This window comes from Streptococcus sp. DTU_2020_1000888_1_SI_GRL_NUU_041A, from assembly GCF_032387735.1.
Classification (GTDB): domain Bacteria; phylum Bacillota; class Bacilli; order Lactobacillales; family Streptococcaceae; genus Streptococcus; species Streptococcus sanguinis.
Genome location: NZ_CP135591.1, coordinates 168934 through 183745, shown reverse-complemented (window position 1 = coordinate 183745; position 14812 = coordinate 168934). Strand labels below are relative to the sequence as shown.

General features: G+C 42.1%; 13 protein-coding genes and 1 other RNA gene. 3 read left to right on the top strand and 11 right to left on the bottom strand.

The features are described 5' to 3' along the window. Positions 1–71 precede the first annotated feature (71 nt). The 10 genes from RSK81_RS00985 to RSK81_RS00940 all read right to left on the bottom strand — a co-directional run bounded on the left by RSK81_RS00985 (position 72) and on the right by RSK81_RS00940 (position 9395). A complete protein-coding gene (locus RSK81_RS00985) occupies positions 72–443 on the bottom strand; it encodes a PTS glucitol/sorbitol transporter subunit IIA (protein ID WP_032915081.1) in 372 nt (123 codons plus the stop codon). Positions 444–542: 99 nt separating this feature from the next. Beyond that, a complete protein-coding gene (locus RSK81_RS00980) occupies positions 543–1523 on the bottom strand; it encodes a PTS glucitol/sorbitol transporter subunit IIB (RefSeq protein WP_002899204.1) in 981 nt (326 codons plus the stop codon). Between the two features lie 21 nt (positions 1524–1544). After that, positions 1545–2087 (bottom strand): PTS glucitol/sorbitol transporter subunit IIC, encoded by a 543-nt coding sequence (locus RSK81_RS00975; protein ID WP_002899205.1) that lies wholly within the window; start codon positions 2085–2087, stop codon positions 1545–1547. After that, positions 2084–2581: a transcriptional regulator GutM gene (locus tag RSK81_RS00970; protein ID WP_002899206.1), complete on the bottom strand. Its 498-nt coding sequence runs from the start codon at positions 2579–2581 to the stop codon at positions 2084–2086. The genes RSK81_RS00975 and RSK81_RS00970 overlap by 4 nt, the downstream gene beginning before the upstream one ends. Continuing rightward, complete coding sequence (locus tag RSK81_RS00965) at positions 2581–4407, bottom strand: BglG family transcription antiterminator (protein WP_080555831.1); 1827 nt, start codon at positions 4405–4407, stop codon at positions 2581–2583. Before RSK81_RS00965 ends, RSK81_RS00970 begins: the two co-directional genes overlap by 1 nt. A gap of 62 nt (positions 4408–4469) precedes the next feature. Continuing rightward, entirely contained in the window at positions 4470–5270 is an 801-nt protein-coding gene (locus RSK81_RS00960; RefSeq protein WP_002899208.1) for an SDR family oxidoreductase, read from the bottom strand. Between the two features lie 182 nt (positions 5271–5452). Then, entirely contained in the window at positions 5453–6802 is a 1350-nt protein-coding gene (locus RSK81_RS00955) for a glucose-6-phosphate isomerase (RefSeq protein ID WP_002899209.1), read from the bottom strand. A gap of 475 nt (positions 6803–7277) precedes the next feature. Continuing rightward, positions 7278–7375, bottom strand: an RNA gene (gene ffs / locus RSK81_RS00950) — signal recognition particle sRNA small type. A gap of 12 nt (positions 7376–7387) precedes the next feature. Then, positions 7388–7858 (bottom strand): tRNA adenosine(34) deaminase TadA, encoded by a 471-nt coding sequence (tadA, locus tag RSK81_RS00945; RefSeq protein ID WP_002899211.1) that lies wholly within the window; start codon positions 7856–7858, stop codon positions 7388–7390. 244 nt (positions 7859–8102) lie between these two features. Then, the gene (locus tag RSK81_RS00940; protein ID WP_125401769.1) at positions 8103–9395 is read right to left on the bottom strand and encodes an adenylosuccinate synthase; all 1293 of its coding nucleotides are present in this window, start codon (positions 9393–9395) and stop codon (positions 8103–8105) included. Positions 9396–9692: 297 nt separating this feature from the next. Here RSK81_RS00940 and gshAB point away from each other — a divergent pair, with 297 nt between their 5' ends. After that, on the top strand, positions 9693–11945 hold the full coding sequence (gene gshAB, locus RSK81_RS00935; protein WP_315687086.1) for a bifunctional glutamate--cysteine ligase GshA/glutathione synthetase GshB: 2253 nt from the start codon (positions 9693–9695) through the stop codon (positions 11943–11945). Between the two features lie 93 nt (positions 11946–12038). On the opposite strand, the gene RSK81_RS00930 is transcribed toward gshAB, so the two are convergent. Then, on the bottom strand, positions 12039–12857 hold the full coding sequence (locus tag RSK81_RS00930; RefSeq protein ID WP_004192538.1) for an ADP-ribosylglycohydrolase family protein: 819 nt from the start codon (positions 12855–12857) through the stop codon (positions 12039–12041). Between the two features lie 118 nt (positions 12858–12975). Here RSK81_RS00930 and hslO point away from each other — a divergent pair, with 118 nt between their 5' ends. Continuing rightward, positions 12976–13848, top strand: coding sequence for an Hsp33 family molecular chaperone HslO (hslO, locus tag RSK81_RS00925; RefSeq protein WP_080557886.1), 873 nt, complete (start codon positions 12976–12978; stop codon positions 13846–13848). Then, positions 13835–14812: a tRNA dihydrouridine synthase DusB gene (dusB, locus tag RSK81_RS00920; protein ID WP_315687080.1), complete on the top strand. Its 978-nt coding sequence runs from the start codon at positions 13835–13837 to the stop codon at positions 14810–14812. Before hslO ends, dusB begins: the two co-directional genes overlap by 14 nt.

The window sequence follows — 14812 nt, the reverse complement described above, 5'->3', positions numbered from 1 at the left end:
CAAAAAACCTCCCCTAAGGGAGGCTGCGTTTAGAATTAGACTGCTGCTTCAATAATTTACAGGATTTATACTTAAGCTGCTTCGAAGATCTGAATGGTAGTGCCTTGTGCAATTACCACTTCTTTCTCTGCAGCAACATGAAGGGTTCCAGGAAGACTGCCTTCTTCTGAAGCATCAAAAGAAATAGTGATATGCCCCAGTCCAGTTAAATTTTTCTCTACTACATTTCCTACAGCTGTAATCAAATATTCTTCACTATCGACTACTAGCTTTCCACCTTTTTGTATTGATCCTAGCAGATCTTTGTTATCAATTTTAAAACAATACTCTGCTAAATCTTCTGGAGCTTCTTCTCCAAATAAAATTAGCATATTAGCGTCTTGAATCATATTCTGAGCTTCAGGGCCCACTTGAATTACTTTAGCTTCAAAAATTTTCTTCATATAATTCCTATTCATCCTTTCTCTAATTGTTAATGAACATTATTCTTACAGATAAATTTAGCATAATAGATGCTAGGTTTGCATTCATCTATCCAAGCTTTATTGATAAAGACCGATGCTTGCTATCCAAGCTACTAACACCCGTGGCACTCCGTTGAGAAAGCGTGAGTAGAGAACAGAGGGTACCCCAACCTCTACAGTTTCAGCCTTGGCTTCCGACAACCCAAGTGCTACAGGAATGAAATCACAACCATTTTGAGTGTTGATGGCAAATAGAGCCGGCAGAGCCATTTGGGGAGGAATATTTCCTTTGCCGATTTCAACACCAATCAAGGTTCCGATGATCTGGCTGATTACGGCGCCAGGGCCTAACAGAGGAGATAAAAATGGCAAAGAACAAATAAAGCCAATCAAAATGAGTCCCCAGATATTCCCAGCTAAAGGAACCATCAATTTTGCAATCCAATTTCCAACACCAGATCCCTGAATGACCCCAATCAGCAAAGAAACGAATGCCATGAAAGGAATGATTGTATTGAGCATCGTTTGAATGGCTTCACGAGCAGCCTGGTTGAAAGTTGCAACAACTTTACCAGCTCCCATCCCAATTCTTGCCACAATACTAGTTTCTGCTTTTTGTTCTGTAATCTTTTTACTTGTATCATAGGTTGGCTTCTCAGTAACGACTGTTGGCGCTTTTTCGTCTTCATTAGCCGCTGAAATTTGATTCAAGCCGACTGCTGATACATAGATATCCTCAGTAATATACTGAGCCAAAGGACCGCTTTTCCCTGTCGCAACAATATTGATAGTGGGAATCCCTTTCTTAGGATAAATACCGCAGCGAAGAGTACCGCCACAATCAACGATTGCTAAAGCAATCTCTTCATCAGGAATAGAAGTTTTGAAGCCATTAACGGCTTCCATACCTGTCAAATCAGCAATTTTATCTACAATATCTGGTTTTTCTCCTCCTCCAGTGATATAGATAAATTTGTGCTTAGCTTCACTAGGAGTAATGACCAAAGGGCCTCCGAAACCACCATTTCCTTTAACAACTTTTATACTCTTGTATACCATAATTTCACTCTTTCTATTCTATCAATCAAACGTTTTACTCAAGGTAACTCCTTGCTGTTTTGCAACATAAGCAGTTGTAAAATCAGTTACCCAGCCACTTATAAAGTTCATGACAATCCCCACAAGCATATAACGAATTGCCAAATCCATTTGACTTAAGCCTAAAGTTTGAATCCCTGTCGCGATTCCCATCCATACAAACAATTCACCAGGATTGATATGAGGGAATACACCATTTGAAGTGTGACAGAATTGCATCTGGGCTGCTACAAAACCAGGTTTATAATATTCTGGTAAGAAACGTCCCATACTGATTGCCATAGGATTTCCCAGCATAAATGCTGAAATAAAAGGTAAAATCATATAACGGCTAATAGGATTCTTTGCGGAAATCTTAGCCAAAGCATTGACTTTTTCTTCTCCCAAGAAAGCGATAAGTGTATTCATTGCAATCAATAGCATCAAGACAAGCGGCACAATATTTGTCATCCAACTAATAAATGTCTCTCCGCCCAATTGGAAAAGTTTCATAAAACTCTCTGCAAATTTTGTAATGTGATTCATAACGAACTCCTTTTCTTATTTTTTGTAAAGAACTGCTTAATAGATAATTTTAAGTAATTGGCATAGAAAGCCAATCCCAGAAAAGAATTAGAAGAATTTGTCTCTTGCTCAATACCAGCCTCGTGCCAAAGATAAACCTTTCTAGCATCTTCTATAGCTTCTTGTAATAACTTATTTTCCTGTCTAACAAGAGGATTATACTTATCAAAATAATGGATATCTTCTCCAACAAAATTTTCCATGTTTTGAAAGCGTGCTAAGATAGTGACTCCCTGCATTTTGCTAGCTTTGAGAACTCGACCATTCTCATCAACTGCAAACATGACAATCGTACCAGATTTGATTTTTCCTGACTTCCTGCCAATAGCTACGCGCCCTAATTTCCTGAGTATCGTATAGGTCTTATTGAAGTCTTTTAGTTGTTGCCAGCCGAGGAAGATTTGGAAAACATAAGCCGCCATGGCAAATATTGCAAAAATTATTAGCGAATTCATTAAAATACTCCTTTGCTCTCAGAAAATGATAAAAACTCTGCTTCCGTGTTTACACCTCTCAATGCTTCTTTCAAAGAAGACTCACCTGCGACTCTAAAAATATCGTCGTACACTTCTAGTAATTCACTTTCCATCTTGGTTTCAATTTCAGAAGGAATCGCAACCAAAAAGATAAATTCAATCAATTCATCACCTTTTTGATAAGGCTCTTCCAACTTCCCAAACATCAAAATTGTCTTTGAATAGCCTTTATTAATCGTATGGGGAAAGGCAATACCCCCACCAAAAACAGTTGATTGCTTCCTCTCTCTTTCAAGAATCCGTTCTTTAAAATCTGCATCAATCATCTGAAATTTCTCTAACTCAGCTACCATTTTTAACAAATAACGCTGATAATTTTTTTCAGGATTCAAATAAATAAATCGCAAGCTTACAGTTTCTAGATTTTTTTGGTGAAAATCATTCGCCCGCTGCCATTCTTCTTGCAGCCATTGATCATCAAAAAGATGATTAACCTGTATTACTGGGGATTTAGAATTCTGATATTTCAGAGGCACTGTCGTGAAAATTGCAAAGTATTCCTGATCAAGATCGAAATTAAAATCCTCTTCAGAATACTGTGTGATATCCACATCATTTCCAAGAACTCGCCTGAGCTGCTGAATAATCATCGCAGCAGTTCCTCTGCCAGTCGTGCAGACTACAGCTATCTGTTTGCGAGAACCCTTCACGGTAGAGTTTTGCTTTCTTAAAATCATTTCAAAGTACAAAGCCAGATAACCGATTTCAGATTTTTCCAATTCGGAACCAAAAATGGAGGTCAGTTCTTCTCCAGCTATTTTAGCCATTTCAAAAGCAAACGGATATTGATTTTGAACCTCGCCATGAAATATATCATTAGCTTGCACATGGAAGATCAGTCTATTAATTAAAGAACCAAGATGAGGTTTGATTTCTTCGAACAATTCAGCTTCATCAAAGTGTACCAGCATTTTTTCTTTGACTTTCTGCACAATCTGGTGAAACACTTGAGTAAGCTGATCAGAGTGATAAGAAGGCTTGCTTAAAGTATCGATAAAACGGACATTAAACGGAAAACATAAGAAGTCTATCTCAAACTGACTTAGAGAAATTTTATAAGTCATCTCAATATGATAGATTAACTGCTCAGCCATAAGTGTCGATGTTAAATCATTCCTGTAGTAAGGAATAGGACAATCCAACATCCTAGATGAGTGGATGCGCTCCACTATAATAGAAATAGTCTTTCGAAGGAGATCCTGTGTTTCTTTGGGAATTTTATAGTCTTGAACCAAGGTCTCCAGAAAATAAGAGGTTTCCTCAGTTAGAGTGTTTCCTTCAAAGTAAGGAGCCACTTGATGAATATATAGCAAACGCAAATTCAACTCGCTGCCCAAAATCTCCAATCCTCGATTAGGTTTTCCTGAAATTGTGATGAAGTATTTCTCTGCTAAAGACTTGACCTGTTTCAAATCCTTATTAAGCGTACTTCTACTAACGCCTACTTCCTCTGCCAAATCGTCAATAAGAAGAGGGGAGGTTGACTCAATTAAACGTTTTAGCAAATAGGCAATTCTTTTACTGGAAGAATTAAAGTCACTTTCCTTTTTTAAACTACCAGATAAAATTTTTTCCAACTCTGTATAGTCATATACTTCCAATAATAGCTGATCATCCTTTGAGATAATCTGTATATTAGGAGCTAAAACATCATTTAATTGTTGGATACTCTTTTGCAAGGTTTGCATACTAATATCCAACTCTAAACGCATATCTACCAAGGAATAAGTCGGCTGCGAGACCATTTTTTCCAAAATGTTATACCATCGATTTACTAAAGTCAACTCTCTTCCTCACCTTCATTATTTTAACCGCGAGTCTTACCTCCGGCAATATTTGTAGTTACACCTGTAATATAGCTAGAACGGTCTGAAATATAGAAAGCAACGAGGTCGGCTACTTCCCGTAGTTTACCACTCCGACCTAATGGTGTTGTTGAAGTTGAAGCATATCCAGCTCTAATATCTTCGACAGTCTTTCCTCGTGTATAGGCAAGCGCTTCTTCATAAGTAAGTGTTCGAAGTCCTGTAGCTTCCATAATTCCTGGAGCAATTCCCACCACACGAACACCATGCTTACCAAGCTCTTTCGCCCATGAACGAGTGTAACTATATACTGCAGCTTTCGTTGCAGCATAAGCGCTTTGTCCTTCAGAGCCTTCTAGGCCTGCTTCAGAAGCCATATTCACAATCACACCTTTTCCATTTTTCACTAGAATCCGTCCTACAGTCTGACTAACCAAATACAAGCCCTTTTGGTTAATCATCGTTACTTTTTCGAATGTTTCATCATCTAGTTCATAAGGACCTTTAGGATTTTCAGCATCAATTAATAATCTAGGAATGTTAATCCCTGCATTATTAACCACAGCATCAATATTGCCAAATTTTTCAACAATTTTAGCAACACCTGCTTCTACTTCAGAACGAGAAGTTACATCAACTTTTACAAACAATAGATTTGGATGACGTAAATCATTGTCACTAAGGTCAAAATTCGCTACATTAACACCTAATTCCAGCAATTCTTCAACGATTGCCTTGCCAATACCAGATGAAGCGCCTGTTACAAGAACTGTTTTGCCTTTTATGTTTAACCAATCATTCATTTTGATACCTCTCAAATTTTATTTACAAGGCAATTATACAGCGCTTTCATAAAATAATTAAGACAGTATTTTTTGAACTGTTCAAAAAAATAATAAACTAATTAAGAGGATTATACTAAAAAATCCACAAGAAATTAACTTGTGGATTTTTTTATTCTGAATGAACTCAAAATATATGAGAATCAAAGACGTGCATTCAGTTCTGCACCAAGCTCTTCAAAACCTGGTTTCCCAAGAAGAGCAAACATGTTTTTCTTATAAGCTTCAACTCCTGGCTGGTCAAACGGATTGATTCCATTCAAGTAACCAGAAAGAGCAATAGCCAATTCAAAGAAGTAAATGGTATATCCCAACGTAAACTCATCTTGCTCAGGCAAAGTCACAAACATATTCGGTACTCCACCGTCTGTATGTGCTAGTAGAACTCCATCCGTTGCTTTCTTATTAACAAAATCAACATCTTTTCCTTGCAGATAGCCTAGGCCGTCCAAGTCTTCTGCTAATTCAGGAATCAGCACATTTTTGCGTGGCTTATCTACACGAATAACTGTTTCAAAGAGGATACGAGTACCTTCTTGAATAAATTGTCCAAGAGAGTGCAAGTCTGTTGAAAAGTTAGCAGAAGTTGGGTAGATACCTTTTTGGTCTTTACCTTCTGATTCACCTGCCAGCTGCTTCCACCACTCTGAAAAGTACTGCAGAGATGGTTCGTAGTTAGCTAGAACTTCTGTTAGATAACCTTTACGGTATAAGATGTTGCGTACAACTGCATATTGATAAGCTTCATTTTCAGCCAACTTGTCAGAAGCATAAGTCTCACGTGCTGCATTTGCTCCTTCCATCAACTTGCTGATATCAGCACCCGCTGCTGCGATTGGCAAAAGCCCTACTGCTGTCAGTACTGTAAAACGACCACCCACGCTATCAGGCACTACAAAAGTGTCCCAGCCATTAGCATCCGCTTCAATCTTAACTGCTCCTTTGACCCGGTCTGTAGTTGCATAAATCCGTTTATTAGCTTCTTCTTGACCATATTTTTTAACCAAGAGCTCTTTGAATACACGGAAAGCAATAGCAGGTTCTGTTGTTGTTCCTGACTTAGAAATAACATTGACAGAGAAATCTTTGTCTGATACATAGTCCACCAAATCAGCCAAATAGCTTGAAGAGATAGAGTTTCCAGCATAGAGAATCTGAGGTGCCTTGCGTTCTTCCTTGCTTTGTAAGTTTACAAATGAATTATTCAAGAAATCGATAGCTGCACGAGCACCTAAATAGGAACCACCAATACCGATTACGATCAATACTTCACTATCAGATTGGATTTTAGCAGCAGCCTTTTGGATACGAGCAAATTCATCTTTGTCGTATTCTTCAGGCAAGTTCAACCAGCCAGTCATTTCTGCCCCAGGACCTGTTCCATTTCGCAGAGCAGAATCTGCTGCAGTCACTTGAGGCTGCATATAATCTATTTCATGTGGTGCTACAAACTTATCTAGTACCTTTGAATAGTCAAATTTAATATGTGTCATGTTTGTCCTCCAATTGTTCTTTTCTCTTATGATAACGCTTTAAGAAAAAATAAGCAAGTGCTTTTACTATTTTAAAACGTTTACATTTTTTATTCCATACTATTTTACTAAATAAGCTAATCCTAGGACATGACTGAGAGCAATCGTTTGCATATATCTTATAAAAACGAGGTTAGCTATTGCCATTTCTTGCGAGTAAATTCTTTATAAAGTTCTACTAAAAATTTAAAAAACCAACATGTAAATTGAACTGCATCAATACTTCTAAACTCATCTGTCTCCTTCGGACTTAATTCATTAAAAGACTCTATACGGTTTACAGATTTTTCCCTTATGGGAAAAACTGCATCCATAGCTCTAAGATTCATCTGCGCCTTTCAAGCTTGATTCATTCAACATCGGAACTTAGTTCTAGCTTTGCTCAAACTGCGTCAATGTCTCTAAACTCATCTTCCTCCTTCGGAGTTGATTCGTTAAGAGGCATAGAAAAAGAGCACACAGCTTACTTCGCTTAGGGCTGCTGGATTCCTCCCCTGACCCGCTTCACGCAAAACTGTTGCTCCATGAATAGTATATCACATTTTTTTACTTTTGGCGACGATTTCTAAAAAAATCTTGCATGATTTGAGCGCACTCTTCTTGGAGGACACCTACCTCCACTTCTACACGGTGGTTAAGACGCTCATCTGTCAAAATATCGTAGAGGCTGCCAGCTGCTCCAAATTTCTGATTTGCTGCCCCATAAACAACATGAGGAATGCGTGCCAGACCGATTGCTCCACTGCACATGACACATGGCTCAATAGTCACAAAAAGCGTTGTATCCAGCAAGCGCCAGCTATTTTCATGCCGATTCGCCTCTTCGATAGCCATAATCTCCGCATGCATAACAGCCCGCTGCAGCTCCTCACGTGCATTGTGACCGCGGCCGATAATCTTACCTTCTTTAACCAAGACACAGCCGATAGGAATTTCATCATGAGCTAGGGCAATCTCCGCCTCCTTTAAAGCTTCCCGCATAAATACTTCTTTTTCTTCAATCGTATAATTCATCATTGTCTTTCTAAATCTGTAGTCATCTATCTCATTATACCACAAGCCTGTCGCACTTCTCAGAAAAAGTAAAAGCCACCACTGGGGTGACTTTCAGGAGATTATTATGAAAAAAGTTTAGGATTTTTAAACAAAGTTAGGAGGTCTTTGTTTATGCTGTTAGTATAAAATATATATCTTAAATGAGTCTTAATATTAAATTTTCCTACAAAAAAGCACAAGAAGCAATTTTCTTGTGCTGACTTTTTTATAAATTTGACCAGACGCTTTCCAAGATGTTGGTCTGCTCGCGGCCAGGGCCGACTGAAAAGGTAGAAATACGAACACCAACCAGCTCACTCACTCGGCGAACATAGTTGCGGGCATTTTCTGGCAAGTCTTCCAGACTGCGGACACCAGTGATGTCCTCTGACCAGCCTGGCAGCTCTTCGTAAATCGGCTTGCAGCGCTTGAGCTGTTCCAGACTAGCTGGGTAATGGTCAATTCGCTGCCCATCCAAGTCATAGGCTACACAGATTTTCACTGTATCCAGACCGCTCAATACGTCGATGGAGTTAAGCGAAAGATTGGTAATCCCTGACACACGGCGGCTATGGCGCATAACAACAGAGTCAAACCAGCCTACCCGACGCGGACGGCCAGTGGTAGTGCCATATTCGTGGCCGATATCACGAATGCGGTCACCTACTTCATCGAAAAGCTCTGTTGGGAATGGTCCATCTCCGACCCGACTGGTGTAGGCCTTGCAGACACCAACCACCTTGTCAATCTTGCTCGGACCAACACCGGAACCAATAGTCACTCCCCCCGCAACTGGGTTAGATGAAGTTACAAATGGATAAGTACCTTGGTCAATATCCAGCATAACTCCTTGGGCCCCTTCAAAGAGCACTCGCTTCCCTTGATCCAGCGCATCGTTGAGGATGACAGAAGTATCGGTCACATACTGCTTGATTTGCTGACCATATTCATAGTATTCTTCAAAAACATCATCAAAGCTGATTGCTGTACTATCGTACAATTTCTCAAAGAGGCGGTTTTTCTCAGATAAATTCCGCTCCAAGCGCTCTCTGAAAATATCTTTATCCAAAAGGTCAGCGATGCGGATACCGACACGAGCAGCCTTGTCCATATAGGCAGGGCCGATTCCCTTGATTGTCGTTCCAATTTTATTGTCACCTTTTGCTTCTTCCTGCAGACGATCCAGCTCGATATGGTAAGGCAGGATGACATGCGCTCGATCAGAGATGCGAAGGTTATCTGTCGTCACGCCCTCTTCATGCAGGTAGTTCAATTCTTTGACCAGAGATTTGGGATTAACCACCATTCCATTTCCAATCACAGAAATTTTTTCCGGGAAGAAAATCCCTGACGGAATCAGGTGCAGCTTGTACTTTTTGCCATCAATCACGATAGTGTGGCCGGCATTGTCACCACCCTGATAGCGGGCAATCACTTCGGCATTGGCTGAAAGGAAGTCTGTAATCTTCCCTTTTCCTTCATCTCCCCACTGGGTTCCTACAACAACTACTGATGTCATAATTCTGTCTGAGCTGAAGCAGCTCTTCCTTTCTTGAAAAGCAGGCAGGAATCTCACCTGCGATTATGTTTTATACTTCATTATATGAAAAATTTAACAATTTTTCAAGGTGGGATCCATTCTTGATTTGCTTTTTCCCTTTTGAAAACGAATTAAATTTTCAAAAAATCTGTATTTTCTGAAATTTGTTAGTTTATTAAAAATAAAAGTTCGGAATTTTTGTAAAATCGTAGCGGAAATTTGTTTTCTTTTTCTGTTTGTAATAGACTAAAATTACTATCATAGGACGGTGAAACGATGACGATTAATCAATTACTGCAGAAACTGGATACATCAAGCCCTATTCTCCAAGCGACCTTTGGTCTAGAGAGGGAAAATCTGCGGGTGACAGCTGACGGACACTTAGCTCAAACTGCCCATCCTAGTCAGCTGGGTTCCCGCAATTTCCACCCGACCATCCAAACAGACTTCAGCGAGCAACAACTGGAACTAATTACACCTATCGCTCACTCGACTAAAGAAGCACGGCGCTTACTGGGAGCTATCAGCGATGTGGCTGGCCGCTCGATTGACCAGAGTGAACGCCTCTGGCCCCTGTCCATGCCACCACAGCTGACTGAAGAAGAGATTGCCATCGCCCATCTGGAAAACGACTACGAGCGCCACTACCGAGAGGGCTTAGCGGAAAAATATGGTAAAAAACTACAGGCTATCTCTGGCATCCACTACAACATGGAGCTAGGGAAAAATCTGGTCACTGCTCTCTTTCAAGTCAGCTCCCACCATTCGCTCAAGGACTTTAAAAATGACCTCTATCTCAAGCTGGCTCGAAACTTTCTGCGCTTCCGCTGGATCTTAACCTATCTCTACGGTGCTGCCCCTTTGGCAGAAGTTGGTTTCTACAGTCAGGACATTTACCAGCCTATCCGCTCTTTTCGTAACAGCGACTACGGCTATGTCAATGACGAGAATATTCAGGTGTCCTTCGCTTCTTTGGAGCAATATGTAACTGATATTGAAAACTATGTTCAGTCAGGCGAGCTCAGCGCCGAAAAAGAATTTTACTCAGCCGTTCGCTTCCGTGGACAGAAGCACAATCGTGCCTATCTGGAGCAAGGCATCACTTATCTGGAATTCCGCTGCTTCGATCTCAATCCTTTTGACCATTTAGGCATTAGCCAAGAGACCTTAGATACTGTCCATCTCTTTTTACTGAGCCTGCTCTGGCTCGATGATGTAGAAAATGTTGATACGGCATTAAGAGCTGCCCACGACTTGAACCAAAAAATTGCTTGTAGCCACCCGCTGACTGCTCTGCCCGATGAAGCAGACAGATCAACCATTCTTCAAGCTATGGAAGAGCTCATTCAACATTTTGAACTGCCAACTTACTACCAAACCTTGTTTGATCAGCTTAAAGAGGCACTACTAAATCCTCAGCTAACCCTATCTGGTCAACTCCTGCCTCATATCGAGCAGGATTCCTTAATGGCCTTTGGACTAGAAAAAGCAGAGGAATATCACCGCTACGCTTGGACTGCTCCTTATGCCCTCAAAGGATACGAAAATATGGAACTGTCCACCCAGATGCTGCTCTTTGATGCTATTCAAAAGGGGCTTAATGTCAAAATTTTAGATGAAAATGACCAATTTCTCAAGCTTTGGCATGGTCACCATGTGGAATATGTCAAGAACGGCAATATGACCGCCAAGGATAACTATGTCATCCCTCTGGCTATGGCCAATAAAACGGTCACCAAAAAGATTTTGGCTGCAGCTGACTTTCCCGTTCCAGCTGGAGCAGAATTTTCTTCTCTTGAAGAGGGACTGGCCCATTACCCTTTGATTAAGGATCATCAAATTGTCGTCAAACCAAAGTCAACCAACTTCGGACTGGGCATCTCTATCTTCCAAGAACCAGCTAGTCTGGAAGCTTATCGCAAGGCTTTGAAGATCGCTTTTTCAGAAGACGCTGCTGTCTTAGTGGAAGAATTTATCACTGGAACGGAGTACCGCTTCTTTGTCTTAGACGGTCAGTGTGAGGCAGTCCTCTTGCGAGTAGCAGCCAATGTCGTCGGAGATGGTCAGCATACCGTGAGAGAATTGGTTGCCATCAAAAATGACAATCCGCTGCGCGGGCGAGACCATCGTTCACCGCTCGAAATCATTGAACTGGGGGACATTGAACTCCTCATGCTGGACCAGCAAGGTTATGGACCAGATGATATCCTGCCTGCTGGAGTCAAGGTTGACTTGCGGCGCAATTCTAACATTTCTACTGGCGGAGACTCGATTGATGTCACAAACAACATGCACCCATCTTATAAGGAACTCGCTGCGGACATGGCAAAGGCTATGGGAGCTTGGGCTTGTGGCGTTGACCTAATCATCCCTGACAGCTCTGCTATTTCCACAGAGGAAAATCCCAACTGTACCTGCATCGAGCTCAACTTCAATCCCTCTATGTATATGCACACCTATTGCGCTGAGGGACCGGGACAAAGCATCACCCCTAAAATACTGGCCAAACTTTTCCCAGAAATGGACTGATAAAAGACGAATCGCAGGGAATTCCTTGCGATTTTTGTTTGATAACTATAGCAAAACTCTATAACAAGCACAATAAGTATTTAACTTACAAGCTTAAAACAAGCAACTTTCCAACAGTTCTTTATTGCGCAGCTGGGCTAACCAGTTATCAGGAATCCCTTCCAAACCATAGATGATACCAGCCAAGCCGCCAGCAACTGCTGCTACTGTATCAGTGTCATCGCCCAAATTAACAGCTTTCAGGACAGTTTCCGGATAAGAAGTGCTAGTCAGCAGACACCACAGCGCTGCTTCTAAGGTATCCACCACATAGCCAGTAGAGCGAATGTCATCTTCGGTCAGCTCTGCTAAAGTTTGCAAACGAGCATAGGTCGTACTAGTCTCTAAGCCTGATAGTATTTCCGATAGTTGCTGGCCTTTTAAGAGCCTACGAGCAATATCCACATAAAGCAAGCAGGCCTCCACGGAAGTCGCATGGGCATGTGTAATACTGGAAACAGCCTCAATATCAGACGGACCAGCTGCCGTAAAGGCTAGGGGCAGAATCCGCATCAAAGAACCATTCCCGTTGGAATATTCATCAGACAGACCGTGTCCACTTGTCAAGGCTTCGCGAGTCGTATTTCCTACATCAAAGGTCAGGCCATCTGGCGTGTAAACTCCCTCGAAGAGCCAATTTTTAAACCGCTGCTGCATATCGTTAGGGTCAATCCTACCTTTTCCCCTGATAGAATCACAGGTCGCCAAAACAAGGCTAGTGTCATCTGACCAAGTGCCAGCTGGTTGCTGATGGCTGCCATAACCCACCATCTCAACTGCTTTAAAACTGCCACGGGTCAAGAATTCATACGGAACTCCTAATGCATCCGCCACCGCCAAACCATAGACTGCCGCTTTCAAAGATTGGTTCATGCTAGCCTCCTCTGCTTTTTATTTTATTATACTATTTTTGATCTTAAAATTCTTCCTAACCCCAAAAAACAAGCGCAGCCTCGCGCTTGTTTTTCTATTTTATGTTAAAATAAATGGTATGGACAAAATTATCAAAACTATCTCAGAAAATGGTTCTTTCCGCGCTTACGTGCTGGATAGCACAGAGACGGTTCAGACCGCTCAAGAAAAACATCAAACTCAAGCAAGCTCTACCGTTGCACTTGGCCGTACACTGATTGCCAGCCAGATTCTGGCTGCAAATGAAAAAGGCCAGACCAAGATTACCGTCAAGGTCCTCGGGACTAGCTCACTAGGTGCGATCATCACAGTGGCAGATACTGAGGGCAATGTCAAAGGCTATGTGCAAAATCCCGGTGTAGATATCAAAAAGACAGCTACCGGCGAAGTTCTGGTTGGTCCTTTTGTCGGCCAAGGAGAATTTCTCGTCATCACGGACTACGGTACGGGCAATCCTTACAACTCCATGACTCCTCTCATCTCTGGGGAAATCGGCGAAGACCTAGCCTTCTACCTGACCGAAAGCCAGCAAACACCTTCCGCAGTTGGCCTCAATGTCCTCTTGGACGAGAACGACAAAGTCAAGGTTGCTGGCGGTTTCTTGGTACAAGTTCTGCCTGGTGCCAAGGAAACTGAAATTGCCCGCTTTGAGAAGCGGATTCAAGAAATGCCTGCTATCTCAAAACTGCTGGAATCCGATGACCATATCGAAGCTCTACTGGCTGCCATCTATGGTGATGAGCCATACAAACGCCTGTCTGAAGAAGAAATCCGCTTCCAGTGCGACTGCAGTAAAGAGCGCTTCATGAATGCCTTAGCTACTCTGCCAAAGGCTGACTTAGAAGAGATGCGTGACCAAGACCAAGGAGCTGAAATCGTCTGCCAATTCTGCCAGACAGCCTATCACTTTGACCAAAACGACCTGGAGGAACTGATTCGTGACAAATCTTAATACCCCTTTTATGATTGGGAATGTTGAAATTCCCAACCGCACAGTTCTGGCGCCTATGGCCGGCGTAACCAACTCTGCTTTCCGAACCATTGCCAAAGAGCTGGGAGCAGGCCTGGTCGTGATGGAAATGGTCTCTGACAAGGGCATCCAGTATAACAACGAAAAAACCCTCCACATGCTCCACATTGATGAAGGAGAAAATCCCGTTTCTATCCAGCTTTTCGGTAGCAACGAGGACAGTTTAGCCCGCGCAGCAGAATTTATCCAAGAAAACACCAAGACGGATATCGTCGATATCAATATGGGCTGCCCGGTCAATAAAATCGTTAAAAATGAAGCCGGAGCTAAATGGCTCAAGGACCCTGAGAAAATCTATAAAATCATCAACAAGGTCCAGTCAGTGCTAGATATTCCTCTGACAGTTAAGATGCGGACGGGTTGGTCCGACAGCTCACTAGCTGTAGAAAATGCTCTAGCAGCCGAAGCCGCTGGAGTCTCAGCCCTGGCTATGCACGGTCGCACCCGTGAGCAAATGTATACTGGTCATGCTGACCTTGAGACCTTACACGACGTAGCCCATGCTCTGACTAAGATTCCTTTCATCGCTAACGGTGATATCCGCAGCGTCCAAGATGCTAAACAGCGTATCGAGGAAGTCGGTGCCGATGCCGTCATGGTAGGTCGAGCAGCTATGGGAAATCCTTATCTCTTTAACCAAATCAACCACTACTTTGAAACCGGCGAAGTCCTACCAGACCTCAGCTTTGAAGATAAGATGAAAGTCGCCCATGACCACCTCTCCCGCTTGGTAAATCTCAAAGGAGAATATGTAGCTATCCGCGAATTCCGGGGCCTAGCTCCGCACTATCTGCGCGGTACTGCCGGAGCAGCCAAGCTCCGCGGTGCTATTTCACAAGCTGAAAGTCTGGCTGAAATTGAAGAACTCTTACAAATTCAAAAATAA

Excerpts from the sequence above, each read along its gene's own strand:
- RSK81_RS00985 (WP_032915081.1), bottom strand. The coding sequence starts at position 443 with ATGAAGAAAATTTTTGAAGCTAAAGTAATTCAAGTGGGCCCTGAAGCT.
- RSK81_RS00980 (WP_002899204.1), bottom strand. The coding sequence starts at position 1,523 with ATGGTATACAAGAGTATAAAAGTTGTTAAAGGAAATGGTGGTTTCGGA.
- RSK81_RS00975 (WP_002899205.1), bottom strand. The coding sequence starts at position 2,087 with ATGAATCACATTACAAAATTTGCAGAGAGTTTTATGAAACTTTTCCAA.
- RSK81_RS00970 (WP_002899206.1), bottom strand. The coding sequence starts at position 2,581 with ATGAATTCGCTAATAATTTTTGCAATATTTGCCATGGCGGCTTATGTT.
- RSK81_RS00965 (WP_080555831.1), bottom strand. The coding sequence starts at position 4,407 with ATGGTCTCGCAGCCGACTTATTCCTTGGTAGATATGCGTTTAGAGTTG.
- RSK81_RS00960 (WP_002899208.1), bottom strand. The coding sequence starts at position 5,270 with ATGAATGATTGGTTAAACATAAAAGGCAAAACAGTTCTTGTAACAGGC.
- RSK81_RS00955 (WP_002899209.1), bottom strand. The coding sequence starts at position 6,802 with ATGACACATATTAAATTTGACTATTCAAAGGTACTAGATAAGTTTGTA.
- tadA (WP_002899211.1), bottom strand. The coding sequence starts at position 7,858 with ATGATGAATTATACGATTGAAGAAAAAGAAGTATTTATGCGGGAAGCT.
- RSK81_RS00940 (WP_125401769.1), bottom strand. The coding sequence starts at position 9,395 with ATGACATCAGTAGTTGTTGTAGGAACCCAGTGGGGAGATGAAGGAAAA.
- gshAB (WP_315687086.1), top strand. The coding sequence starts at position 9,693 with ATGACGATTAATCAATTACTGCAGAAACTGGATACATCAAGCCCTATT.
- RSK81_RS00930 (WP_004192538.1), bottom strand. The coding sequence starts at position 12,857 with ATGAACCAATCTTTGAAAGCGGCAGTCTATGGTTTGGCGGTGGCGGAT.
- hslO (WP_080557886.1), top strand. The coding sequence starts at position 12,976 with ATGGACAAAATTATCAAAACTATCTCAGAAAATGGTTCTTTCCGCGCT.